Annotated in this window: 21 protein-coding genes; 13 read left to right on the top strand and 8 right to left on the bottom strand. The window is 63.8% G+C overall.

Features of this window, described 5'->3' with window-relative positions; all coding sequences use genetic code 11:
* Positions 1 to 19 precede the first annotated feature (19 nt).
* A complete protein-coding gene (locus ACEN2R_RS10030; RefSeq protein ID WP_442041771.1) occupies positions 20 to 427 on the bottom strand; it encodes a DUF983 domain-containing protein in 408 nt (135 codons plus the stop codon).
* 198 nt (positions 428 to 625) lie between these two features.
* Between ACEN2R_RS10030 and ACEN2R_RS10025 the strand changes: the two genes are divergently transcribed.
* From ACEN2R_RS10025 to ACEN2R_RS10010, 4 genes are all read left to right on the top strand, one after another.
* Complete coding sequence (locus ACEN2R_RS10025; protein WP_442041769.1) at positions 626 to 1,156, top strand: EF-hand domain-containing protein; 531 nt, start codon at positions 626 to 628, stop codon at positions 1,154 to 1,156.
* A gap of 80 nt (positions 1,157 to 1,236) precedes the next feature.
* A complete protein-coding gene (locus ACEN2R_RS10020) occupies positions 1,237 to 1,821 on the top strand; it encodes an RNA polymerase sigma factor (RefSeq protein ID WP_442041767.1) in 585 nt (194 codons plus the stop codon).
* Positions 1,814 to 2,173, top strand: a complete 360-nt coding sequence (locus ACEN2R_RS10015) for a hypothetical protein (protein ID WP_442041765.1) — start codon at positions 1,814 to 1,816, stop codon at positions 2,171 to 2,173. The genes ACEN2R_RS10020 and ACEN2R_RS10015 overlap by 8 nt, the downstream gene beginning before the upstream one ends.
* Before the next feature lie 3 nt (positions 2,174 to 2,176).
* Entirely contained in the window at positions 2,177 to 2,713 is a 537-nt protein-coding gene (locus ACEN2R_RS10010) for a periplasmic heavy metal sensor (RefSeq protein WP_442041763.1), read from the top strand.
* On the opposite strand, the gene ACEN2R_RS10005 is transcribed toward ACEN2R_RS10010, so the two are convergent.
* Positions 2,702 to 4,087: a diguanylate cyclase gene (locus ACEN2R_RS10005; protein WP_442041761.1), complete on the bottom strand. Its 1,386-nt coding sequence runs from the start codon at positions 4,085 to 4,087 to the stop codon at positions 2,702 to 2,704. The two genes, ACEN2R_RS10010 and ACEN2R_RS10005, sit on opposite strands and share 12 nt — an antisense overlap.
* 106 nt (positions 4,088 to 4,193) lie before the next feature.
* On the opposite strand from ACEN2R_RS10005, the gene ACEN2R_RS10000 reads away from it, so the two are divergent.
* Positions 4,194 to 4,472, top strand: a complete 279-nt coding sequence (locus ACEN2R_RS10000) for a DUF3572 domain-containing protein (protein ID WP_442041759.1) — start codon at positions 4,194 to 4,196, stop codon at positions 4,470 to 4,472.
* Here ACEN2R_RS10000 and ACEN2R_RS09995 read toward each other — a convergent pair.
* Entirely contained in the window at positions 4,469 to 4,918 is a 450-nt protein-coding gene (locus ACEN2R_RS09995) for a MarR family winged helix-turn-helix transcriptional regulator (RefSeq protein WP_442041757.1), read from the bottom strand. The genes ACEN2R_RS10000 and ACEN2R_RS09995 overlap by 4 nt on opposite strands.
* A 105-nt stretch (positions 4,919 to 5,023) precedes the next feature.
* Between ACEN2R_RS09995 and ACEN2R_RS09990 the strand changes: the two genes are divergently transcribed.
* The 5 genes from ACEN2R_RS09990 (at position 5,024) to mnmH (ending at position 10,247) form a co-directional block, all read left to right on the top strand.
* Positions 5,024 to 5,716, top strand: coding sequence for an HAD family hydrolase (locus tag ACEN2R_RS09990; RefSeq protein ID WP_442041755.1), 693 nt, complete (start codon positions 5,024 to 5,026; stop codon positions 5,714 to 5,716).
* Between the two features lie 147 nt (positions 5,717 to 5,863).
* Entirely contained in the window at positions 5,864 to 7,438 is a 1,575-nt protein-coding gene (locus ACEN2R_RS09985; RefSeq protein WP_442041753.1) for a trimethylamine methyltransferase family protein, read from the top strand.
* A gap of 68 nt (positions 7,439 to 7,506) precedes the next feature.
* Positions 7,507 to 8,094: a heme NO-binding domain-containing protein gene (locus tag ACEN2R_RS09980; RefSeq protein WP_442041751.1), complete on the top strand. Its 588-nt coding sequence runs from the start codon at positions 7,507 to 7,509 to the stop codon at positions 8,092 to 8,094.
* Positions 8,091 to 9,158 carry a diguanylate cyclase domain-containing protein gene (locus tag ACEN2R_RS09975; RefSeq protein WP_442041749.1) on the top strand — a complete coding sequence of 356 codons (1,068 nt, stop codon included), beginning with the start codon at positions 8,091 to 8,093 and terminating at the stop codon, positions 9,156 to 9,158. The genes ACEN2R_RS09980 and ACEN2R_RS09975 overlap by 4 nt, the downstream gene beginning before the upstream one ends.
* Before the next feature lie 48 nt (positions 9,159 to 9,206).
* Complete coding sequence (gene mnmH, locus ACEN2R_RS09970; RefSeq protein ID WP_442041747.1) at positions 9,207 to 10,247, top strand: tRNA 2-selenouridine(34) synthase MnmH; 1,041 nt, start codon at positions 9,207 to 9,209, stop codon at positions 10,245 to 10,247.
* On the opposite strand, the gene selD is transcribed toward mnmH, so the two are convergent.
* From selD to ACEN2R_RS09950, 4 genes are all read right to left on the bottom strand, one after another.
* Positions 10,244 to 12,442 carry a selenide, water dikinase SelD gene (gene selD, locus ACEN2R_RS09965; protein WP_442041745.1) on the bottom strand — a complete coding sequence of 733 codons (2,199 nt, stop codon included), beginning with the start codon at positions 12,440 to 12,442 and terminating at the stop codon, positions 10,244 to 10,246. The two genes, mnmH and selD, sit on opposite strands and share 4 nt — an antisense overlap.
* Positions 12,443 to 12,512: 70 nt before the next feature.
* Positions 12,513 to 13,586: a lipocalin-like domain-containing protein gene (locus tag ACEN2R_RS09960; RefSeq protein WP_442041743.1), complete on the bottom strand. Its 1,074-nt coding sequence runs from the start codon at positions 13,584 to 13,586 to the stop codon at positions 12,513 to 12,515.
* The gene (locus tag ACEN2R_RS09955; protein ID WP_442041741.1) at positions 13,576 to 15,981 is read right to left on the bottom strand and encodes an FtsX-like permease family protein; all 2,406 of its coding nucleotides are present in this window, start codon (positions 15,979 to 15,981) and stop codon (positions 13,576 to 13,578) included. Before ACEN2R_RS09955 ends, ACEN2R_RS09960 begins: the two co-directional genes overlap by 11 nt.
* A complete protein-coding gene (locus ACEN2R_RS09950; RefSeq protein ID WP_442041739.1) occupies positions 15,978 to 16,673 on the bottom strand; it encodes an ABC transporter ATP-binding protein in 696 nt (231 codons plus the stop codon). Before ACEN2R_RS09950 ends, ACEN2R_RS09955 begins: the two co-directional genes overlap by 4 nt.
* A 186-nt stretch (positions 16,674 to 16,859) precedes the next feature.
* On the opposite strand from ACEN2R_RS09950, the gene ACEN2R_RS09945 reads away from it, so the two are divergent.
* The 3 genes from ACEN2R_RS09945 (at position 16,860) to ACEN2R_RS09935 (ending at position 20,016) form a co-directional block, all read left to right on the top strand.
* Positions 16,860 to 19,325, top strand: coding sequence for a heavy metal translocating P-type ATPase (locus tag ACEN2R_RS09945; RefSeq protein ID WP_442041737.1), 2,466 nt, complete (start codon positions 16,860 to 16,862; stop codon positions 19,323 to 19,325).
* A complete protein-coding gene (gene cueR / locus ACEN2R_RS09940; protein ID WP_442041735.1) occupies positions 19,322 to 19,714 on the top strand; it encodes a Cu(I)-responsive transcriptional regulator in 393 nt (130 codons plus the stop codon). The genes ACEN2R_RS09945 and cueR overlap by 4 nt, the downstream gene beginning before the upstream one ends.
* Before the next feature lie 98 nt (positions 19,715 to 19,812).
* Positions 19,813 to 20,016 (top strand): YgaP family membrane protein, encoded by a 204-nt coding sequence (locus tag ACEN2R_RS09935; RefSeq protein WP_442041733.1) that lies wholly within the window; start codon positions 19,813 to 19,815, stop codon positions 20,014 to 20,016.
* Between the two features lie 93 nt (positions 20,017 to 20,109).
* On the opposite strand, the gene ACEN2R_RS09930 is transcribed toward ACEN2R_RS09935, so the two are convergent.
* On the bottom strand, positions 20,110 to 20,865 hold the full coding sequence (locus ACEN2R_RS09930) for a sulfotransferase family protein (protein ID WP_442041731.1): 756 nt from the start codon (positions 20,863 to 20,865) through the stop codon (positions 20,110 to 20,112).
* Positions 20,866 to 20,935 lie beyond the last annotated feature (70 nt).

Below are 20,935 nucleotides of genomic sequence, written 5' to 3'. Positions count from 1 at the left end.
CCTGTTGCGGGGCGCGGGCCTAGGCCTTGGCACCAAAGCCATGCATCCGTTTGGCCCATTGGATCGCAACCAGCGCGCCCTTCAGTCTGGGTAACAGATAAAGCGACAAGCCCACCGTGCCAACGGTAAAGACCGAGGCCAACACCAAAGGTTCGGGGCGGAAATGGACAAAGGCCCAGAAAATCATCGGCGCCATGATGTGCCCCACGATCAGAATCGTCAGATAGGCGGGGCCGTCATCGGCGCGGTGGTGATGCAGTTCCTCGCCGCAGACCGCACAGCTTTCGCGGACCTGAAGGTAACCGCGCAGCATCGGGCCAGAACCGCAGTTCGGGCACCGCCTGCGCCAGCCGCGCAAGACCGCAGGGCGGAATTCACGCTCGGCGGGGAAGGACTGCGGGGCGGCTGATGTGGTGTCAAGTGTCATGGCGGCGCTTTCGTCTGGAACCTGTACCCATAGATGGACCTCGTTGTGCCGAAGCGAAAGGGGGCTTGGTCCAGTTGCGATGCTATGTCGCAAAAAAATCCGCAGGATGCGCGACGGAAAGCCGGGAGTGGCGCGTTTTACCCTTAGAACGCGGCGATTGAGGCCGCGTCAGGCAGGACTGAAATGGAGAAACCTGATATGAAACGCACATCTTTGATCATCGGTCTGACTGTCCTTACAATCGCCGGAACCGCCGCAATGGTTCAGGCAAAGGGCAATCGGGACATGGGCATGGACCACGCGAACCGTCCGACATTCGAGCAACTGGATGCCGACGGTGACGGCAAGGTCACACCCGCCGAGATGGAAGCGATCCGCAAGACCCGCTTTGATCTGGTGGACACCGACAAGAACGGATCCCTTTCGGTCGAGGAAATGACAGCGGCCCGCGCGGCCAAGCAGCAGGACCGGATGGCAAAGATGATCGAGCGGATGGACGCCGACAAGAACGGCACCATCGAGTTCGACGAAATGGGCCGCCCCGGTGCTGACAAGGGCGACCGCGCCGCAAAGAGGATGGCGCGGGTGGACACCGACAAGGACGGGGCCATTTCCAAGGCGGAATTCGATGCGGCGGAGGCGAAAATGGCAGAGCGTCAGGCGAACCGCATGGAAAAACATGACCGCAAGCACAAGGGAATGCACAGCGGTCAGATGGACACGCAGTAACATAAGCCTACCCGCTCTGGCCTGACGGGTCAGGGCGGGGAATTGCCCGACAGGTGAATTCAGGATATGCCGCACGGACGATGAATATGCCCTTTGACGCCTTCAACGACGTGTCGGACGACGCTTTGCTCGTTCTTTATGCCAATGGCGACGCCGAAGCGTCGCGGGTCCTGATGCTGCGGCTGACGCCCCGCGTTCTGGGCTATGCCGCCCGCATTCTGGGCGACCGCGCCGAGGCAGAGGATGTGGCACAGGACGCGATGATGCGCCTGTGGCGGATCGCGCCGGACTGGCGGCAGGGAGAGGCCAAGGTTTCGACCTGGTTATACCGTGTGGTGGTCAATCTGTGCACCGACCGCTTGCGTAAAAAGCGGGGCGCCGCGTTGGACGAGATCGCAGAGCCGGAGGATGGGCGCCCCGCGATGGAGGCGGTCCTGCTGGATCAGGACAGGGCGCAGGCCCTGGATGCCGCCCTTGCGCAACTGCCGGACCGGCAAAGACAGGCGGTGGTGCTGCGCCACCTCGAGGGGCTGACAAACCCCGAGATTGGCGAAGTGATGGATTTGAGCGTCGAGGCGGTGGAAAGCCTGACGGCGCGGGGCAAACGGGCACTCAGCGCCCTTTTGGCCGGAAAACGCGAAGAACTGGGGTATAGCGATGACTGAACAGCATCAAACAGACCGGACGCTGGAGGCGTTCTTCGAGGCGGGCCGCAGGGCCGCGCCGCAGCCCTCGGGTGATCTGATGGCGCGCATTCTGGCGGATGCTGGGGCGGCGCGGGCCGTAGCACCCGTGGTCCGGCCCAAACAGCGCGGGCTTTTGGCGGGTCTGGTGGCAGCTATTGGCGGATGGCCTGCGGTGGCCAGCCTTGCCACAGCGACCGTCGCGGGCCTCTACATCGGGGTCAGCCCACCGGCGCAACTTGAAGATTTCGCGGTGACCTATCTTGGGACCACCGACTATACCGTCCTTGGCGACTATTCGCCGGGGTTCGAATACATTCTGACAGAGGGATAAGCCATGACGCCCGATCTGGACACAAAGCCAGCCGCCCCGAAAACACCGCCCCTACCGAAAACCCCGCGTTGGGTGAAAGTCGCGCTTGTCGCCTCGCTTGCGGTCAATCTGGCGGTGGCCGGTGTCGTCGGTGGCGCGGTCTTGCGTCATGGCCCGGACAGGGGTGACCGGGCCGATTATGCACGCAATCCGGCCTTTGGCGGCTACGCCCGCGCCCTAAGCCGCGAGGACCGCCGGGCAATCCTGACAGAGATGCGCGGCCGCAGCCCCGACCGTGCCGCCCTGCGCGACGACCGGATCAAGACCTTCGGCAAGGTCATCGCAGCCCTGACGGCAGAGCCATTCGACGCCGCAGAGGTGAAAGCCCTTCTGGCGGCGCAGCTTGACATGACGGCACGGGCGCAGACCCTTGGGCAGGATTTGTTGATGTCACGGATCACGGCGATGACCCCGTCCGAACGGGCGGCCTTTGCAGCCCGCCTGCAACAGGCGCTGGACCGTGGCCCCGACGGGGAAACGCCACGCCGTTCAGGCGGCTGACAGGCTGAAGGTCACCTGATTGCGCCCCTCGGCCTTGGCATCGTATAGCGCCCTGTCGGCACGGGCGATCAGCGCGTCTATGCCTGTGTCATGGGTCGCGTCCCCGGCGTTCATCGCCACGCCGATACTGATGCTAAGGGCCAGTTCACCCGAATTCTGCGGCAAAACAAAGGGTGTGTCGTGGATCGCGCGGCGCAATCGTTCCGCGGTCTGGCGGGCCTCGTGGTGCGTGGTGTCCGGCAAAACGATCAGGAACTCCTCTCCTCCGATCCGCGCGACCAGATCAAGGCTGCGCAAATCGGCGCCCAGCCGCGACGCGACTTCGGCCAGAACCGCATCGCCCGCGGCGTGGCCATAGGTGTCATTCACCCGCTTGAACCGGTCGAGATCCAGCAACATCACCGCAAAGGGGCGGCCCGTTTCCGCCGCCCGTTCGTGCACGCGTGCCAGATGGGGCAGGGCATAGCGGCGGTTGTACAGCCCGGTCAGCGGATCTGTGACCGCCATCTGCAACCCGTCACGCAAGGTGGACCTAAGGCGGTCGGCCTGCTGTTTGCGGCGCATCTGCGCCCGAAGGCGCAGCGCGATCTCTTCGGCGTCGAACCCGAAGCTGACAACGTCATTGGCCCCCAGATCCAGCGCCACAGCGGTCCGTCCACCCTCGTCCCCGGCGGAAACCATGACAATCCCCGCGTGCCGTGTGGCGGCGCGGCTGCGCAGCTTGGACAACAGGCGCAACCCGTCGGAAGGGGAGTCAAGATCGGTGTCGATGACAAAGAGGTCCGGCGCGCCGGATCTGTCGTGGTAGGACATCACGATATCGCGGTCGGCAACGTCGATACGGTCTTCGACCAAATGTTGCAGCGTCGCCTTCCAATGGCTTGCCGTGGCGCGGCTTCGGGCGACAAGGGCAATCCGTCCGGCCATGGCAAAGGGGGCGATATCCTCGGCAAAGCCCAAAGCGCGGCGGGTGCCTTCGCGCAGATGCAGCTCTTCCGTGGTCGCATGCGCACGCAGCAGGTTGCGTATGCGGGCCAGCAGCGTCAGTTCGTCCAGTGGCTTTGACAGCACATCATCGGCCCCCGCTGTCAGCGCCTGTGTCTTGGCCTTCGGGCCTGCATCGTCGCTGAGCATGATGATCGGGATCTGCGCGGTCCTTGGCAGCGATTTCAAAAGGCGGCACACCTCAATCCCGCCGATATCCGACAGGGCCAGCTTCATCAGGATCAGGTCAGGCTGCATGTCGGCCGCCAGCGTCAGCCCCGCTTGCCCGCTGTCGGCTTGCAATACCTGATACTGCGCCGAGGCCAGCTTGACCTTCAGCACGATCCGGTTCGTCGCGATGTCATCTATGATCAGTATGCGACCTGGCATTTCAACCTCGGGGAAAAGGGACTATTCACAGCGATAGTGCGGTAATCTTTCCCAGATATTGGTTAAGAGAACGTTGCGATTCCCCCGAACGAGAAAAGGAACCCAGATGAAACAGGATCAGGCAGAGACGATTGCGCTTCGGGTTTTGGGGTGGCTGGTGGGAAATGACGACCTTTTGCCCGCCTTCATGGGCGCGACCGGTGCCGCCGACGAAGACCTGAAGGCCCGCGCGACAGAGCCTGAATTTCTGGGCTCGGTTCTGGATTTTCTGATGATGGACGACGTCTGGGTGGTGCAGTTCTGCGATGCGGCGGGGCTGGCCTACGAGGTGCCGATGCGCGCCCGCCAGTCCTTGCCCGGCGGTGCCGATGTCAGCTGGACCTAAAAGGTCTTCAGCGACAATTCCTCGCCTTCCCGCAATTTCGCCAGAATCCGGCGAAAGCCTGCGACCTCCTCTTCAGTCAGCTTGGCCTCGACCAGCCTGCTGTTTTCCTGCGCGATGGGGATCGCCTGTTCGACGCGCACGGCGCCCGCCTCGGTGACCTCGACCAATGTGGTCCGGCGGTCTGCCTCGCCAGCTTTGCGCCGGATCAGCCCGTCATCCTCCATCTGGCGCAGGGCGCGGGAAATGGCGGTGCGGTCGATCCCGACGAACCCCGCGATTTCGGATGGATGGGCCAGCCCCTCTGTTCCTGCGGCCAGAAGAATGCACCATGTAATCCGGGTCAGGCCAAGCGCCTTCAACCGGTCCTCCAGCCGTTTTTCCTGAATGCGCGCGGCGACGGTCATCTGGTAGCCCAGTGACTCGTGGAGATGGTATGGAATGCTCATGCTTGACCTTGTCAATCAAGCGGGCCGATCTGTCAACGAAGGCTGGAATCGGGCGCGGATTGCTTTTAGGGTCCGCGCATCGGTCCGCACAGGAAAGGGACGCTGGTGATCAAGGCTGTGTTGTTCGACAAAGACGGAACGCTGTTCGATTTTCATGCCACATGGACGCCTTGGGCGAACCGGTTTCTGACCGGTCTGGCGCAGGGCGACCCAGACCGCGCCGCGGTTCTTGGCGATGTGCTGGGCTATGGATTTGCCGAAGGACGGTTCCGCCCCGACAGTGTGGTGATCGCGGGCACACCGGGGGACGTCGCAGCAGAGCTTGCGCCGCATGTGCCGGACCTGACCATCGCGCAGCTGGTGGCACATATCAACGCGGTGGCAGCAGAGGCCCCGCAGGCAGAGGCGGTGCCGCTGGTGCCCTTGTTGACCGGTCTGCGGGCGCGCGGGCTAAAGCTTGGCGTGGCCACAAATGACGCAGAGGTTCCCGCGCGGGCGCATCTGGGCAGTGCGGGGGTGACGGGACTGTTCGATTTCATCGCTGGGTTCGACAGCGGCCATGGCGGCAAACCGGCCCCTGGCATGTGCCTTGCCTTTGCCGATGCCATGTCGCTGCCGCCCACGCAGATCGTCATGGTCGGCGACAGCCGTCACGATCTGATTGCCGGGCGCGCGGCGGGCATGCACACGGTCGCGGTGCTGACCGGCATGGCGGTGGCGGGGGATCTGGCATCGCTGGCCGATACCGTTTTGCCCCACATCGGCCATCTGCCCGCGTGGATTGACGCGCGGCACTGACCGTTTATCGCGACATCCGGCGCGGTCTGCCCGAATAAATCCGCCCTCACACAGCGCCGAGTAGGTAAAACGACATCCTTTGTCGCTTTTCTTAAATATGTCGCGGCAAAGCTCTTGTTTCCTGTGGTCAAGTAAACGGAGGACGCCATGACGGACGCAGCCTTGACCGAGGAAACATCGCCCCGCAGAAAGCGTGCAGGCGGACGCGCAGGCAACAAGACGCGCCATGGCTCTGCCGTGATCGAGCAGATGCCCTGGAACCCGCCGGTCAACACAGACCGCCCGACGGAACCGCTGAGCGAAGAGGGCGTGCAGGCCATCCACGACGGGGCGATGCGCATTCTCGAGGAGATCGGGATCGAGTTCCTCAACGAAGAGGCGCTTGTCATCCTGAAAGAGGCGGGATGCACCATCGACGGCACCAATGTGCGCATGGGCCGCGATTGGGTGATGGAGATGCTGGCCCACTGCCCGTCCGAATTCACCCTGACGCCGCGCAACCCCGACCGCCGCGTGACCATCGGCGGCAGGCATATGACCTTCGTCAACGTGTCGTCTCCGCCCAGTTATTGGGATATGGAGACGGGCAAGGTGACAGGCACCCTGCACCACTGCCGCAACCTGTTGAAACTGACGCAGTATTTCAACTGCATCCACATCGCGGGCGGCTATCCGGTCGAACCGCAGGACAGCCATGCCTCTGTCCGCCACCTTGATGTGCTTTATGAAAAGCTGACCCTGACCGACAAGGTCGCCCATGCCTATAGCCTTGGAAAAGAGCGGGTGGAGGACGTGATGGAGATGGTCCGCATCGCAGGTGGCCTGACCCATGAGCAGTTCCAGTCGACGCCGCGGATGTATACCAACATCAATTCCACCTCGCCGCTGAAGCACGACATTCCCATGCTGGACGGGGCGATGAGGGTGATCCGCGCGGGGCAGGCGCTGGTCGTCACGCCCTTTACGCTGGCGGGGGCGATGGCACCTGTGACCATGGCGGGGGCGGTGGCGCAATCCCTGGCCGAGGGGCTGTGCTGCATCGCACTGATGCAATATATCCGCCCCGGCGCACCCTGCGCCTTTGGCACATTCACCTCGAACGTCGATATGAAATCCGGCGCACCCGCCTTCGGCACGCCCGAATATATGCGGGCGACGCAGATGAGCGGCCAGATGGCGCGGTTCTATGGCCTGCCGCTGCGGTCCTCGGGGGTCTGCGCGGCAAATGTGCCGGACGGGCAGGCAATGTGGGAGACCTCGAACAGCCTTTGGGCCGCGGTCCAGTCGGGGTCCAATATGGTGTATCACGCCGCTGGCTGGCTAGAGGGCGGGCTGATCGCCAGCCCCGAAAAGTTCATCATGGACTGCGAGATGTTGCAGCAAATCCAACGCTATATGCAACCCGTGTTGACCCAGACCCGCAACGAAGACATCGCGATGGAGGCGATCAGGGACGTCGGCCCCGGTGGGCATTTCTTTGGTACCCAACACACGCAGGAACGCTATACCACGGCGTTCTACCAACCGTTCCTGTCGGATTGGCGCAACTACGAAGGCTGGGATCTGGCAGGCGGCGTCTGGACCCATGAACGCGCGCACCGGATGTTCAAAGAGATCATCAACGAGTTCGAGGCCCCCCCGATGGACGAGGGAATCCGCGAAGAGTTGCAAGCCTTTGTGACGCGCCGCAAATCCGAAGGCGGCGCGCCGACGGATTTCTGACGCCGTTTGGCGTTTGCGGTTTCTTAACCCCCTGTGGATAGCCTTGCGCTGTTCAAAGGGTAAAAGACATGCACGGTTTGATAAATCGCTCGATCCAATGCTTTGTGTGCGACACTTACGGTGCGGAGGCATGGGGGGCGGTGACCCGCGCGGCATCGCTTGATTTCGACCGGTTCGAGGCGATGCTCAGTTACGATGACGCGATCACCTTTCGCATTCTGGCTGAAATAGCGCACCAGCTGCACCGACCTGCCGATACAGTTCTGGAAGATCTGGGCACCTATCTGGTGTCCCACCCCAATCTGGAGGCACTGCGCCGTTTACTGAGGTTCGGCGGAGAAAGCTTCGTGGATTTTCTGCATTCTCTGGATGATCTGCATGACAGGGCGCGCCTTGCCGTGCCGGATCTGGATCTGCCGCAACTGGAACTGTGCGATCACGGTCCGGCGACCTTTTGCCTGACCAGCACCTGGTCGCATCTGGGGTTCGGCCATGTCATGGTCGGAATCCTGCGGGCCATGGCCGATGACTATGGCGCGCTGGTCTATCTGGAGCATAGCGGTAACCATAGCGGCGCGGAAAAGATCACAATCAACCTGCTGGATTCCGAATTTGCCATCGGGCGACCCTTTGATCTGGCGGCGCGGGCCGGATGACGGCTGCCACTCCCTTCCCCGACCCCGATGCACCGGTGTCGATGACGCCGGGTGCGCTTGACCGCTTGATGCCCATGCATCTGCGCGTGGCCCCCAGCGGGCATATCCTGCACGCGGGCCCGACCTTGCGAAAGCTGCGGCCCGCGGCGGACTGGATCGGCGCGCGCCTGCTGGAGCTGTTCGAGTTTCGCCGCCCGAGGGACGCGCAGCGCACCAGCGATATTCTTGCGGCACAAGGCAAACGCCTGCAAATGCAGTTCCGCAACGCCCCCGCCACAACGCTGAATGGCGTCGTCGTGCCTGTGCTGGCGGATGGTGGTCTTTTACTGAACCTGTCCTTCGGGATTTCGGTGGTAGAGGCGGTGTCGACCTACGGGCTGACGGTCAGCGATTTCGCCGCGACCGATCTGACGGTCGAAATGTTGTATCTGGTCGAAGCGAAATCCGCCGCGATGGAGGAGTCACGCAAGCTGAACCAACGCCTGCAAGGAGCGCGAATCGCGGCAGAGGAGCAGGCGTTCACGGACACCCTGACGGGGCTGAAGAACCGCCGCGCCATGGATCACGTGCTGTCGCGCATCGCGCGCGCAGGCGAACGGTTTGCGCTGATGCACCTTGATCTGGACTTTTTCAAGGGCGTCAATGACAGCCTTGGTCATGCGGCGGGCGATCATGTGTTGCAGCAAGTGGCCCGCGTTCTGGTCGAGGAAACGCGCGGAGAAGACACGGTTGCGCGTGTCGGCGGGGATGAGTTTGTAATCATATTCAAGGGGTTGACTGACTTGAAACGACTGGGTGACGTCGCGGCGCGGATCATTGATAAGCTGGAAAAACCGATGAGCTTCAATGGGTCGCCCTGCCGGATATCTGCAAGTATCGGTACTACGGTGTCAGAGTTCTATACCGCACCGGACATCGAAAAGATGCTGTCGGACGCCGATATGGCGCTTTATGCGTCCAAACACAAAGGCCGCGCGTGCTGGACGATCTATTCGGCGGATATGGCCGGTCTGGCACAGCCCGCGTCCGATATGCCGGCCGTCGCGGGCCGAAGAGAGCATTGATCCATCGTCCCGCCTTTTCGCGCAGTGAAATAGCAGCTAAGGAAGGGCATGGCCATTACCCTGTCTTCGCTCTCTGATCTAGCCAACGTGACACATGACACGTTGATCGACGTTCGTTCGCCTGCTGAATTTGCCGAAGACCACTTGCCCGGTGCAATCAACCTTCCGGCTTTGAATGACGCGGAACGGGCCGAGATCGGCACGATCTATGTGCAGGAAAGCCCGTTCAAGGCCCGCAGAATTGGCGGCGCACTGGTCGCAAGGAACGTCGCGCATCATTTGCAGACAGCCCTGGCGGACAAGGACGGATCGTGGCGGCCCTTGGTTTATTGCTGGCGCGGCGGGCAGCGCTCGGGGTCTTTCGCCTCTATCCTGACCCAGATCGGCTGGCGGGCGGACCTGATTGCGGGCGGGTATCAGACCTATCGCAGGCTGGTCGTGCAGGCGGTCTATGATACTCCCTTCAGGGCACCGGTCACGCTGTTGGATGGCAATACCGGCACCGCAAAAACCGACCTTCTGGCGCGCCTTGCCGCGCGCGGCGTTCAGGTCATTGATCTGGAAGGTCTGGCAAACCACCGCGGGTCGCTGTTCGGCGCGCGGGCCAGCGGGCAGCCGTCACAAAAAGCGTTCGAAGGGGCCGTTGCCGCCATTATCGGGCAGATCGACCAAAGCCGCCCCGTTGTGATCGAGGCGGAATCGTCCAAAGTGGGCGAACGCATCGTGCCGCCCGCCTTGTGGACCGCGATGAAGGGTGCGCCGCGGTTGGAAATCGTGGCACCTTTGGCGGCGCGGGCCCGCTATCTGGTCACGGCCTACGCCGACATCATCGACGACCCCGCACGTCTGACCGGTGTTCTGGGCAGGCTGAAAGGGCACCAGTCGGCACGGCAAATCGAAGACTGGCAAGCAATGGCAGCCGCGCAGGATATGGAGGCGCTGGCGGCCTCTTTGATGGAGATCCATTATGATCCGCGCTATGCCAAAGGGCGGGCGGGGGCTGAAAACAGCCGTCAGGTTAGCGTCGACGATCTGGCCGGCACCACGCTGGACGCGCTTGCGGACAGGCTTGCGCCGCAGTTCCTTTAGCGCAGGCTGACCGGTTGCGCTGCATTACTGACTGTGTCGACCGTGCCGATCACCACACCCGTTTCGCCAGCGTCCGCAAGCGCCGACAAGACCGCCGCGGCTGCATGCACGGGCACCGACGCCAGCAATCCGCCTGCGGTTTGCGGGTCGAACAGCAACGCAGCGCGGGGCGTGTCAGGCAGGGACAGCCCGCCCGAAGCGGCGCGGTTCGCAGGCCAAATGGTCGACCGAATGCCCGACTGCGCCAACGCTTCCGCGCCCATCATCAGCGGAATATCGTTCAGGACCAACGTGGCCGACGTGCCCGACCCGGTCATCATCGCGCCAAGGTGGCCCGCCAGACCAAACCCCGTGACATCGGTCATCGCATGCGCGGCGGGGGCCAGAATTGCGGCGGCTTTTCCCATCGGGTGTTCCATCACGTCGTAACAGTCTGCAACCCATTCACCATTCGCCTTGCCCTGCATTTCGGCGGCCAGTATCGTGCCGCTGCCAATCGGTTTGGTCAGGATCAGCACGTCGCCGGCCCGCGCGCCGGAATGGCGCACCGCCCGCCCTTTGGTCAGGCCGGTCACCGTGAACCCGATGGTCAATTCGGACCCAAGGCTGGTGTGCCCGCCCACCACATCCGCGCCGGCATCGCGGAAGACGTCTGTCGCGGCCTGCATGATTTCCCGTAGGGTTTCGGCCTGCATGTGCGCGGTCATGCGCGGCAGGATAACAGAGGCAAGCGCCACCTGCGGGATGGCCCCCATCGCCCAGATATCCCCCAGCGCGTGAACGGCTGCGATGCGGGCCATACGGTAAGGGTCGCCCATAAAGGCGCGCAGGTGGTCGGTGGTCAGAACCTGTTGGCCGTCGCCATGGACCAGCACGGCAGCGTCATCGCCGGGCCGCGTCAGAACGTCGGAGCGGCGGGGTTCGGGCAGGGCGGACAACACCGCCACCAGATCGGCCCCCCCCACCTTTGATCCACAGCCGCCGCACAGCGGCGTGCCGCCGGCCAGTTCCTGCGCAACCCCGTTTGCCAGATCCGGGGGGATTTCCGGCGTTGGCATTTTTGGAAATGTTTCGAATTTTTCCATGAACTTATGGTCGATCCGGTCTTTCCATGCCCATAGCCAGCCGCCGTCCAGCCGCAGCCCGAACTTGTCTGCCACCGCGCCCTTGCCGCCCGTCGAGATCAGTTTCAGATAGCCGCCTTGAGGGCGGTAGCTGCGCCTTTGGCGACCCGTCAGATCTGCCCGCAGATTATCGTATAGAACCGGCGCCTGGCGCACGGCAAAAACCCCCGCCTTGGGGCGCGGGTCATCGGCCATATGGGCGCAGTCGCCCGTGGCATAGATCGCGGGGTCGGTGACCGTGCGCAACTGCGGATCGACCGTAAGAAATCCCTCGTGCAGGTCCAGCCCTGTGTCTTTCAGCCAGCCGTGGGGGCGCGCGCCAGCAGCCCCTACGGTAAGTTGCGCGTCAATGACGGTGCCATCGTTCAGCACCACGGCACCGGGCGTGACGCCGGACACGGTGACGCCGGTTTTCAAGGTGATCCCCATCCGTTCCATGTGCCGCAACAGGGCGGCGCGGGCCGGTGCGCCGATGCCGGTCAGGGCCTCTGAGGCAGCTTCCAGAACGGTAACTTCGGGGGCGGTTGCCCCTTGGGTCCGCATCCGGTGCATCATGGCCAGCGCCAGTTCCACGCCCGCCACGCCGCCGCCGATAATCGCGACCGTCGCGGGGCAGGCCCCCGCCGCGATCCGGCCCAGAAACGCGTCCCAGCGGGCGGCGAAAACCCCCAGCGGCTTGGCCCCGACCGCATGTTCGACGAACCCGTCAAGCATGGGCAGATCGGTGGTGATCCCGATGTCGATCGCGGCGATGTCATAGGAGATATCGGCATGTCCGGTGATCTGGATATGCCGGGTTGTGCGGTCAATGCCCGTGGCGGCCCCCAGAATCAGGCGGGCACCGGCAAAGCGGGCCAGCCGGACAAGGTCGATTTCCAGCGCGCGGCGCGGATAGTGGCCCGCGACATAGCCCGGCAACATCCCGGTATAGGGCGCGGTGGGCGCGGGGTTGATCAGCGTCAGACGCGCGCCCGGCAAAGGCTTCATCCCCCAGCGGCGCAGCACAAGCGCGTGGGTATGGCCGCCGCCAATCAGGACAACATCGCGGGTCAGGGGCAGGGGGCTATGCATCGGGGAACTCCGGCTGATCATTGGCCTTGCTTAGCGGGGCTTTGCCCGAATGGCGAGGGGGCGCGCCGTGTCACTCATAGCCCGTCATCTCAAGATAACCGCGCCCCTGATGGCTGCCGGTAAAGGCGATCGGCCCCTCCCAATAGGGAAGACGGGTGGCCATCCATGCCTGATCGTTCAGGGCGGCTGTGATCACGTCCAGCCCCCGCGCGGGCAGTTCCACCCGCCAGCGCACCGGAATATCGCGTCCCGCGACCCGGGCCGAGGCCAACGGTGTGACCTTCAGCGCACCGTCGGGATAGGGCGTGGCCGTGCCGTCTGCCGCGATCCATGTGGCAGAGGTATAGCCCGCCCCGCCGTCGCGCAGGCGAAATCCCATCAGCTTTGCGCCGCCGTCAAGATGCAGGGAAAACCAGTCCCAGCCGGTCTGCCCCTGTGCCAGCGGCTGCGACGACCACTCGCGGTCCAGCCATGCGGTGCCGGTGACCGATACCGGCCCGCCGGGCAGCGTCAGCGATCCGGTTACGGCAAAGAAGGGCTGCGAATAGTAATAGCTGGCCTGCCCCCCGGCGGATTTCACCGAATAGCCCTGATCGCCCTGCGCCACCAAAGGCCCCTTGGCCGCAAGCGACACGTCATAGGAAAACGTGGTTCCACTGGCCTGAAGGTGAAGTGCTTCCAGCGTGTCGCCCCGCATCGCCCAGTCGTCGATATAGGCATTGAACGGGGTCGCGGTGACGCCCGCCTGCCCGATACCCCCCCGCGCCAGCCGCTCTGACACATAATGCGCGTCGGGGCTGGTCAGCGCCGCGTGGCCCATCCACAGCTGTGGCGATTGCCAGCCGGTCGCGTCTTCGGGACCCAGTTCTTCGGGACCCAGTTCTTCGGGACGCAGTGCGCTTCGGAACAGCGTCCATTGCACCCCGTACTCGCGCCCGTCGCTGCCCGTCAGATTGGCGGTCACATACCACCATTCGATCCGGAAATCAGTGTGCGGGCCATGATCGCGCGGGAACTGAAAGGGCACGCCCCGGATTGGTGTGGCAAAGCCTGCGGCATCCGTCCCGAGGCCCGCAAAGCCTTGTGCAAAGGCGGGCAGGGGCAAAAGCAGCGCGATCAGACAGACCAGATGTCTAGCGTTCATTGGCGAAAACCTTCAGCAGTTCCGCAGGCGGCACCCGCATCAGACGCCAGACCGGCAGGGCAGAGGCGATCACAGCGGCAATCAGCGCCAGTAGCCCCAGCACCAGCCAGTCTGACGGAAAAATATGCATCGGCAGGCGCCAGCCAAAGGCCGCGACATTGACGATGGCCAGCAACACCCATGCCAGCATCAGCCCGACGGGCAAGGCCGCGACCATGGTGATGACGGCCAGCAGACAGGCGCGCAGCAGTTCCACCCGCGCCAGCGATTTGCGGGTGACCCCCAAGGCCCAGACCGGTGCCAACTGGGGCAGGCGCATCGCCGACAGCGTCAAAAGGCTGGTCAGAATGGCAAAGCCCGCCACGCCAAGGGTCAGCACGTTCAGGGCTGCGGTGACGGAAAACGTCCGCTCGAACACGTTCAGCGAAAACGCCTTTATCGCGGCCTGATTGACCATCCCGTCGGCGGGCAGGCCGAAATCGGTGGTCAGGGCTTCGCGCAGGTCGGGAACGCGGGCGGGGTCGATGCGCACCGCGAACCGCAGGCGCCGGGTCTCTGGAAAGCGGGTTGTCAGCTGCTCCATCGAGGTCAGAACCTGCCCCATGGGGTTGCCATAGTCGGAAAAGACCCCTGTAACCTGCGCTTGCCAATCGGCGGTCAGATCAATGGTGTCGCCCACTGCGATATCCTTGCGTCGGGCCAGTTGTTCGTTCACCAGAACGCCGCGCCCCGCGGCCAGCGCGTCCCAGACATCGGCGGTGGCGTCCAGCAGGGGCCAGTTGTCGCGGTAGGTTGCGTGGTTGATCATGCCGTAAACCTCGCCCGGCGCACCCAAGAGTGTAAGCGGAACCGAGGCGATGGGCAGAACCGCATCCACACGCGGGGCCAGCCATGCCGCCAGACGGTCCGCCTCGGGTTGGTCGCGGGCGGTCAGATACAGTTCGGCGGCCAGCCTTTGGTCCAGCCATGCGGTAAAGGTCAGGCGAAAGCTGGATACCATGGTCCCGACCCCGATATTGGCCGCCAGCGCCAGCAAAAGCGCCATCAGCGCCAGCGATAGGCCGGGCACCTGCTGTCGTGTGTCGGCCCAGAACCACTGCGCCAACGGCCCCCTTGCACAGCGTTGCCCGATGGCCAGCACCCCTTGCAGCACCAGCGGCAGCAGCAGAACCGCCCCCAGCATGAACGCGCCCAGCAGGGCGAATCCCGCGATCAACCCCTCGCCGAACACGCCGGTCAACAGGGCCGCAAACAACAGCGCCGCGCCCGATCCCGATTGCACGATCAACCCGCGCTCTGACGCGCGCGCCCATGCCCGTGGTTGCGCCGCCGCCAGCAGGGGCAGGCGCCAGACACGCCACAGGCTCAGGCTTGCGGCGGCGATGGTTCCCAGAACGGCGATCAACACCCCCGCCACCCACCACGACGGGTGCAAGGACAGGGTGCCGGATACCGACGCGCCGTATAACCCGCGCAAGGTCGCCGCGACATCGGGCAGCAGTGCCGCCGCGATGCCATAGCCGATCACAACCCCGATCCCGCCGGACACCAGCGCAAGGATCAACAACTCACCAGCCAGAAGCCCCATCAGCGCCAGCGCCGGCACCCCGAGGGCACGCAGGGTGCGGAACACCGGCCGCCGTTGTTCAAAGGCAAGCCCGATCGCGGCATGGACAATGAACAACCCCACCGCAAAGGCAAGGAACCCGAAGGCCGTCAGGTTCAGGTGAAAACTGTCGGTCAATCGTGCGATGTCTGTTTGGGCCTCGGGCAATTTCAGCACCAGATCCGGGGCGATTTCAGCGAGGGGCGGCCGACCGAGCGGCTGATCGGGGGACAGGATCAGCCGGGTGATCTGCCCCTCGCGCTGCAAAAGCCGCTGCGCCACGCCGATGTCGGTCACCGCAAGACCGGGGGCAATGCTGTCGTCGACGATCACGGGCGGCAGGTCGCGGCTCGTCAGCCGTTTGGCGGTTTGCGCATTGGCGAAGATCCTGCCCGCAGGGTGCAAAAACGCGGCAAGATCGCTGGTGCCCCCCTCGGGCCGCAGGCCGGTGTCCGGTGCGGTCAGCACCTCGATCCCGACAAGCCGCACCATGGTCTCGCCCCGCCCCAATGTCCCCTCGATCACGGGTGACACCAGCCATCCGGCCCGCCGCAGCGTGATATAGTCCGACTGGGCGATCACGCCAATTGCCGCCTCCAGCCGCGACTGGTTGCCTTGCCCCAGCGTGGCGGCGGCGCGGGCATAGCTTGCGCGGGCCTCGGCGTTGATCGCCTGCACGCCGGACCAAAGCGCGGTGGACAGCGCCAGCCCCGCCACCAGCGTCAACAGCTGAAACGGCCTGCGCCACCAATGGGACAAAAGCGCCGCCATGACGGGCCAAAGCCTCATGCGATGCGCCCCTTGGACAGGTGAATGCGGCGATCCATCCGGTCGGCAAGGCGGGCGGAATGGGTCACCATCAGGAACCCCGCGCCGGTGTCCGCGACCAGCTCCAGCATCAGCGCCAGAACCGCGTCGCCGGTCACTTCGTCCAGATTTCCGGTGGGTTCATCCGCCAGCACCAACTTGGGCCGTGCCGCCAATGTGCGGCCCACGGCGACGCGCTGTTGCTGGCCGCCGGACAGCTGTTCAGGGTAAAGCGCCAGTTGCGCGGTCAGGCCAAGCCGGTGCGCCAGTTCTGCCATCCACGCCGCGTCAACCTTGCCCGACAGGCGCGCCTGAAACGAGATATTGTCGCGCACGGTCAGCGACGGGATCAGGTTGAACTGTTGGAACACCAGCCCGACCGTGCTGCGCCGGATGGCGGCGCGGCCCGTGTCGGACAGATGCGCGATGTCGGACCCGTCCAGCAGGATGCGGCCGCTGTCGGGCGCATCCAACCCTGCGATCAGGTGCATCAGGGTGCTTTTGCCGCTGCCGGATTCACCCGTCAGGGCCAGTGTTTGCCCCTTGTCCAGCGCCAGTGACACGCCGCGCAGCACATGCACGGCATCGGCCCCCTGGCCAAAGGTTTTCGTCAGATCGGTTGCGGTCAATAGCACGGCGTCATTCCCCGGTCGCGTGGCGCATAAGTAGGCCATGTTGCAATCTAGGCCAGTTCGCGCCGGATGACAGTGGCTATTGTCGCGGCATCGCCGGTGATGTGGCCTGGTGGGTGGGGTGTGGCAAAAGCGGCGGTTCAGGGTCTATGCGTTAATGTTGCAACTTGCCCTTGACCTTCCAGTTGCGGGAAGCCCTATGAGAAGGGTCAACCAAAGGATTGCACCATGACCGACGCCCAGACCGTTACCCTTCATGTCACTGGAATGAGTTGCGCGTCCTGCGTCGGGCGGGTGGAAAAGGCGTTGTCGGCGGTCGCCGGGGTCGCGTCCGCTTCGGTCAATCTGGCTGCGGAAACGGCGACTGTTCATCTGGGCCGCGGTGGCGATCTGGCAGCGGTCACCGGCGCATTGGACAAGGCGGGCTATCCCGCCGAGGTCGCAAGCATGGTGTTGCAGGTCGAGGGCATGACCTGCGCGTCTTGCGTCGGGCGGGTGGAAAAGGCGTTGATGCGGGTGGGCGGGGTCACTGCGGCGGCGGTCAATCTGGCGTCGGAAACCGCAACGGTGCATTTTCTGAAAGGTGCTGTGACGCCCGCCGATCTTGTCGCCGCCGTCAGCCGCGCAGGCTATGCCGCGCATCCGCAAAAAGACGCGACAGAAATCGACCGCGACCGCAAGGCGACCGAGGCCGCCGCGCTGAAAACGCAATTGTGGATCGCCGTGGCGCTGACCCTGCCGGTGTTCGCGCTGGAAATGGGCGGCCATTTGATCGCACCGTTCCACCACTGGATTCTGGCCACCATCGGGCAAACCAACAGTTGGTTGATCCAGTTTGTGCTGACCACCGCGGTTCTGATCGGTCCGGGGCGCCAGTTCTTTGCAAAGGGCGTGCCTGCGTTGCTGCGGTTCGGGCCTGACATGAATTCGCTGGTCGCGATGGGAACCGCCGCCGCGTGGTGCTTTTCCGTAGTTGCGCTGTTTGTTCCGTCGGCCTTGCCCGAAGGCACGCGAAACGTCTATTTCGAGGCGGCAGCGGTGATTGTCACCCTGATCCTGCTGGGCCGCTATCTGGAGGCCCGCGCAAAGGGCCGTACCGGAGAGGCGATCCGCAGCCTGTTGCGCCTGCAACCCAAAACCGCCCGCGTGGACCGCGACGGGGTCACCCTTGACCTGCCGGTCGAGGCGATCGTTCCGGGCGACATCGTTCTGGTCCGCCCCGGCGAGCGTATTCCCGTCGATGGCGAGGTATCGGCGGGGGCGTCCTATGTCGACGAAAGCATGATCACCGGCGAACCTGTTCCGGTTGAAAAGAGCGCCAGATCAGAGGTGGTGGGCGGCACCATCAACGGCACCGGCGCACTGACCCTGCGCGCCACCCGCGTCGGGCGTGACACGATGCTGGCCCAGATCATCCGCCTGGTCGAGGAAACCCAAGGTGCCAAGCTGCCGATTCAGGGGTTGGTCGACAAGATCACCGCGTGGTTCGTGCCTGCGGTCATGGCCGCGGCGGCGCTGACGGTTCTGGTCTGGCTGGTCGTCGGCCCCGATCCGGCGCTGACCTTTGCGCTGGTGTCGGGGGTGTCGGTGCTGATCATCGCGTGCCCCTGCGCCATGGGCCTTGCGACGCCCACCTCGATCATGGTCGGGACGGGCCGCGCGGCCGAACTCGGGGTGCTGTTCCGCAAGGGCGAGGCGCTGCAATCCCTGACGGGGGTGCAGATCGTGGCGCTGGACAAGACCGGCACCCTGACCCGCGGCAAACCCGAACTGACCGATTTCGAAACCGCCCCCGGCTTTGACCGGGCGCAGGTTCTGGCCATGGTCGCCGCCATCGAGGCACAATCGGAACATCCGGTGGCACAGGCGATCACCCGCGCCGCCAAGGCCGAAGAGGTGGATGTTCCGCAGGTCTCGGAGTTCGGCTCGATCACGGGATACGGCGTGTCGGCGACCGTGGACGGGCACAAGGTTCTGGTCGGGGCCGACCGTTTGATGACCCGCGATGGCGTCGATCTATCGGCGCTGGAGCCTGTCGGCAAACGGCTCGCGACCGAGGGTAAAACCCCGCTTTATGCTGCCATCGGCGGCAGGATCGCCGCCGTGATCGCCGTGGCCGACGACCTGAAACCATCGACCGCCGCCGCGATCCGCGCGTTGAAGGCCGAAGGCCTGATCGTCGCCATGATCACCGGCGACAACCGCGCCACGGCGCAGGCCATTGCCGACCGTCTGGGCATTGACCGTGTGCTGGCCGAGGTGTTGCCCGCCGGAAAGGTCGATGCGATCCGCGCTTTGCAGAAAGAGGGCAGGGTCGGTTTTGTCGGCGATGGTATCAACGATGCGCCGGCCCTTGCCGCCGCCGACGTGGGCATTGCCATCGGCACCGGCACCGATGTTGCCATCGAGGCGGCGGATGTGGTGTTGATGTCGGGCGACCTGCGCGGTGTCGTCAACGCCTTTGACATCAGCCGCCGCACGATGCGGAACATCCGGCAGAACCTGTTCTGGGCCTTTGGCTATAACGTGCTGCTTATCCCGGTGGCCGCAGGGGCGCTTTATCCGGCGTTCGGCCTTTTGTTGTCGCCGATGCTGGCGGCGGGGGCGATGGCCATGTCCAGCGTCTTTGTTCTGGGCAACGCCCTGCGCCTGCGCCGCGTCCGCGCCATGATGGCAGAGGGGGCGCAGGTATGAATATCGGCGAAGTCGCGCAGCGATCGGGCCTGCCCGCCAAGACTATCCGCTATTACGAGGACATCGGGCTGATCGCCCCGATGCGCGATCCAAACGGATACCGTGCATTCCGCGAGGGGGATTTGCACAAACTGGCGTTTCTGGGCCGCGCCCGTTCGTTGGGCTTTACGATAGAGGAATGCCGCCGCCTGATGGCGCTATACGAGGATCAGTCCCGCGCAAGCGCCGACGTCAAAGATCTGGCAAAGGCGCATCTGGCAGAGATCGACCGAAAGCTGGTCGAGTTGCAAAGCATGCGCGATACGCTGTCTGATCTTGTCCGGAAATGCGCGGGCGATCACCGGCCCGACTGTCCGATCCTCAGGGATCTGGCGACGGGAAAACAATAGGCGCAGCCCTTGTTTCTGGCTATTCAAATTCTTATTTTGGAATGTGATGAGGCAGAGAGCCTGATCCCTGTCCGTCATTTTTGTAATGGAGCTATATAATGACCGTAGATCGCGCTGTTTTGGCCTTTGCTGGTATTATGGTTTTGGTGTCGGCAGGCCTTACCTATTTCTATTCGCCGCTTTGGCTGCTGTTGACGGCATTTGTCGGCCTGAACCTTTTGCAATCGGCCTTCACCGGCTTTTGCCCTGCGGCGAGGGTCTTTAAAATGCTCGGTGTGAAGCCCGGCGCCGCCTACCAGTAACGCCTGCACAGAGACAGGCCCGATCCGCGCGATTGCGGTCGCGCGGATGATCCGCCCGGCTTGCGTTCATTGCGGTGTCCAGAGCCCGTTATTTCAGCATTTGGCCAGCCTTATCCTGCAATCGCCATAGATGCGGATCATGGATGTCGTTCCAGCAGGGATTCGACGCCGAATGTGCGAAAAAATGGGCCAAGCGGATGGGTGATTTTCCCGCGAAGCTCGGGGTGATCGCTGGCAGCATTTGCGATGCTCCTTTATCTGGCGGGTCCGGCAGGGGCCGGACCCATTCCCATTCCCATTCCCATGCAGATTGCGATTTCCCATGCAGATTGCGATGTCGGGTTCCGCCGTCGGAAACTCTGCCGACAGGGGCACATCGCGAAACCCCGCATGGCGATAGGCGGCGATGCAGCTTTTCTTGTCGGTCCGCCCGCCAAAGACCCCCTGAACCAACAGTTTGTCCATGGTCCTGAAAATCGCCTTCATGTCCGGCGGGACCGGCAGCGTTGGCACCACGGCAAAGAACTTGCCGATGGTTACGCTGTAACTGGCCCACCAGTCCTCCTCCGGGCGCTCGTTGTGCAGCACTTTGGCATCCGGAAAGGCAGGCGCGATGTGCTCCCATACGGCGGCACCGGGAAAATCCACCTGCGCCTTGAACCCGTCGAACACCTGTGTCCAGTCCACGCTGTCGCCGTCTACACAGGCCTTCCAAAAGGGAAGCTGCGTGGGGCGCTGCAGCACCTCTGTCATGTGGTGGCAGGGCGAAAAGCCCAACGACTTGAGCGCCATTTTTGTCGACATTGTTCCTGTCCGGCCAAACCCGGACCCGATCACATTGAGGGACATTGAAACACCTTCCAGTTGGGACGGGACAGGGGCCGCGCCGACCGTGGCAATACTTTTGCCACCGCCTTGG

The organism is Pseudogemmobacter sp. W21_MBD1_M6, assembly GCF_052119585.1.
Taxonomy (GTDB): Bacteria; Pseudomonadota; Alphaproteobacteria; order Rhodobacterales; family Rhodobacteraceae; genus JBGQOJ01.
Note: the sequence above shows the minus strand (reverse complement) of the source record. Positions and strands in the feature narration are given on the sequence as shown.

Coding starts and splice junctions, on each gene's coding strand:
- ACEN2R_RS10030 (WP_442041771.1), bottom strand. CDS start 427: ATGACACTTGACACCACATCAGCCGCCCCGCAGTCCTTCCCCGCCGAG.
- ACEN2R_RS10025 (WP_442041769.1), top strand. CDS start 626: ATGAAACGCACATCTTTGATCATCGGTCTGACTGTCCTTACAATCGCC.
- ACEN2R_RS10020 (WP_442041767.1), top strand. CDS start 1,237: ATGAATATGCCCTTTGACGCCTTCAACGACGTGTCGGACGACGCTTTG.
- ACEN2R_RS10015 (WP_442041765.1), top strand. CDS start 1,814: ATGACTGAACAGCATCAAACAGACCGGACGCTGGAGGCGTTCTTCGAG.
- ACEN2R_RS10010 (WP_442041763.1), top strand. CDS start 2,177: ATGACGCCCGATCTGGACACAAAGCCAGCCGCCCCGAAAACACCGCCC.
- ACEN2R_RS10005 (WP_442041761.1), bottom strand. CDS start 4,087: ATGCCAGGTCGCATACTGATCATAGATGACATCGCGACGAACCGGATC.
- ACEN2R_RS10000 (WP_442041759.1), top strand. CDS start 4,194: ATGAAACAGGATCAGGCAGAGACGATTGCGCTTCGGGTTTTGGGGTGG.
- ACEN2R_RS09995 (WP_442041757.1), bottom strand. CDS start 4,918: ATGAGCATTCCATACCATCTCCACGAGTCACTGGGCTACCAGATGACC.
- ACEN2R_RS09985 (WP_442041753.1), top strand. CDS start 5,864: ATGACGGACGCAGCCTTGACCGAGGAAACATCGCCCCGCAGAAAGCGT.
- ACEN2R_RS09980 (WP_442041751.1), top strand. CDS start 7,507: ATGCACGGTTTGATAAATCGCTCGATCCAATGCTTTGTGTGCGACACT.
- ACEN2R_RS09975 (WP_442041749.1), top strand. CDS start 8,091: ATGACGGCTGCCACTCCCTTCCCCGACCCCGATGCACCGGTGTCGATG.
- mnmH (WP_442041747.1), top strand. CDS start 9,207: ATGGCCATTACCCTGTCTTCGCTCTCTGATCTAGCCAACGTGACACAT.
- selD (WP_442041745.1), bottom strand. CDS start 12,442: ATGCATAGCCCCCTGCCCCTGACCCGCGATGTTGTCCTGATTGGCGGC.
- ACEN2R_RS09960 (WP_442041743.1), bottom strand. CDS start 13,586: ATGAACGCTAGACATCTGGTCTGTCTGATCGCGCTGCTTTTGCCCCTG.
- ACEN2R_RS09955 (WP_442041741.1), bottom strand. CDS start 15,981: ATGAGGCTTTGGCCCGTCATGGCGGCGCTTTTGTCCCATTGGTGGCGC.
- ACEN2R_RS09950 (WP_442041739.1), bottom strand. CDS start 16,673: ATGGCCTACTTATGCGCCACGCGACCGGGGAATGACGCCGTGCTATTG.
- ACEN2R_RS09945 (WP_442041737.1), top strand. CDS start 16,860: ATGACCGACGCCCAGACCGTTACCCTTCATGTCACTGGAATGAGTTGC.
- cueR (WP_442041735.1), top strand. CDS start 19,322: ATGAATATCGGCGAAGTCGCGCAGCGATCGGGCCTGCCCGCCAAGACT.
- ACEN2R_RS09935 (WP_442041733.1), top strand. CDS start 19,813: ATGACCGTAGATCGCGCTGTTTTGGCCTTTGCTGGTATTATGGTTTTG.
- ACEN2R_RS09930 (WP_442041731.1), bottom strand. CDS start 20,865: ATGTCCCTCAATGTGATCGGGTCCGGGTTTGGCCGGACAGGAACAATG.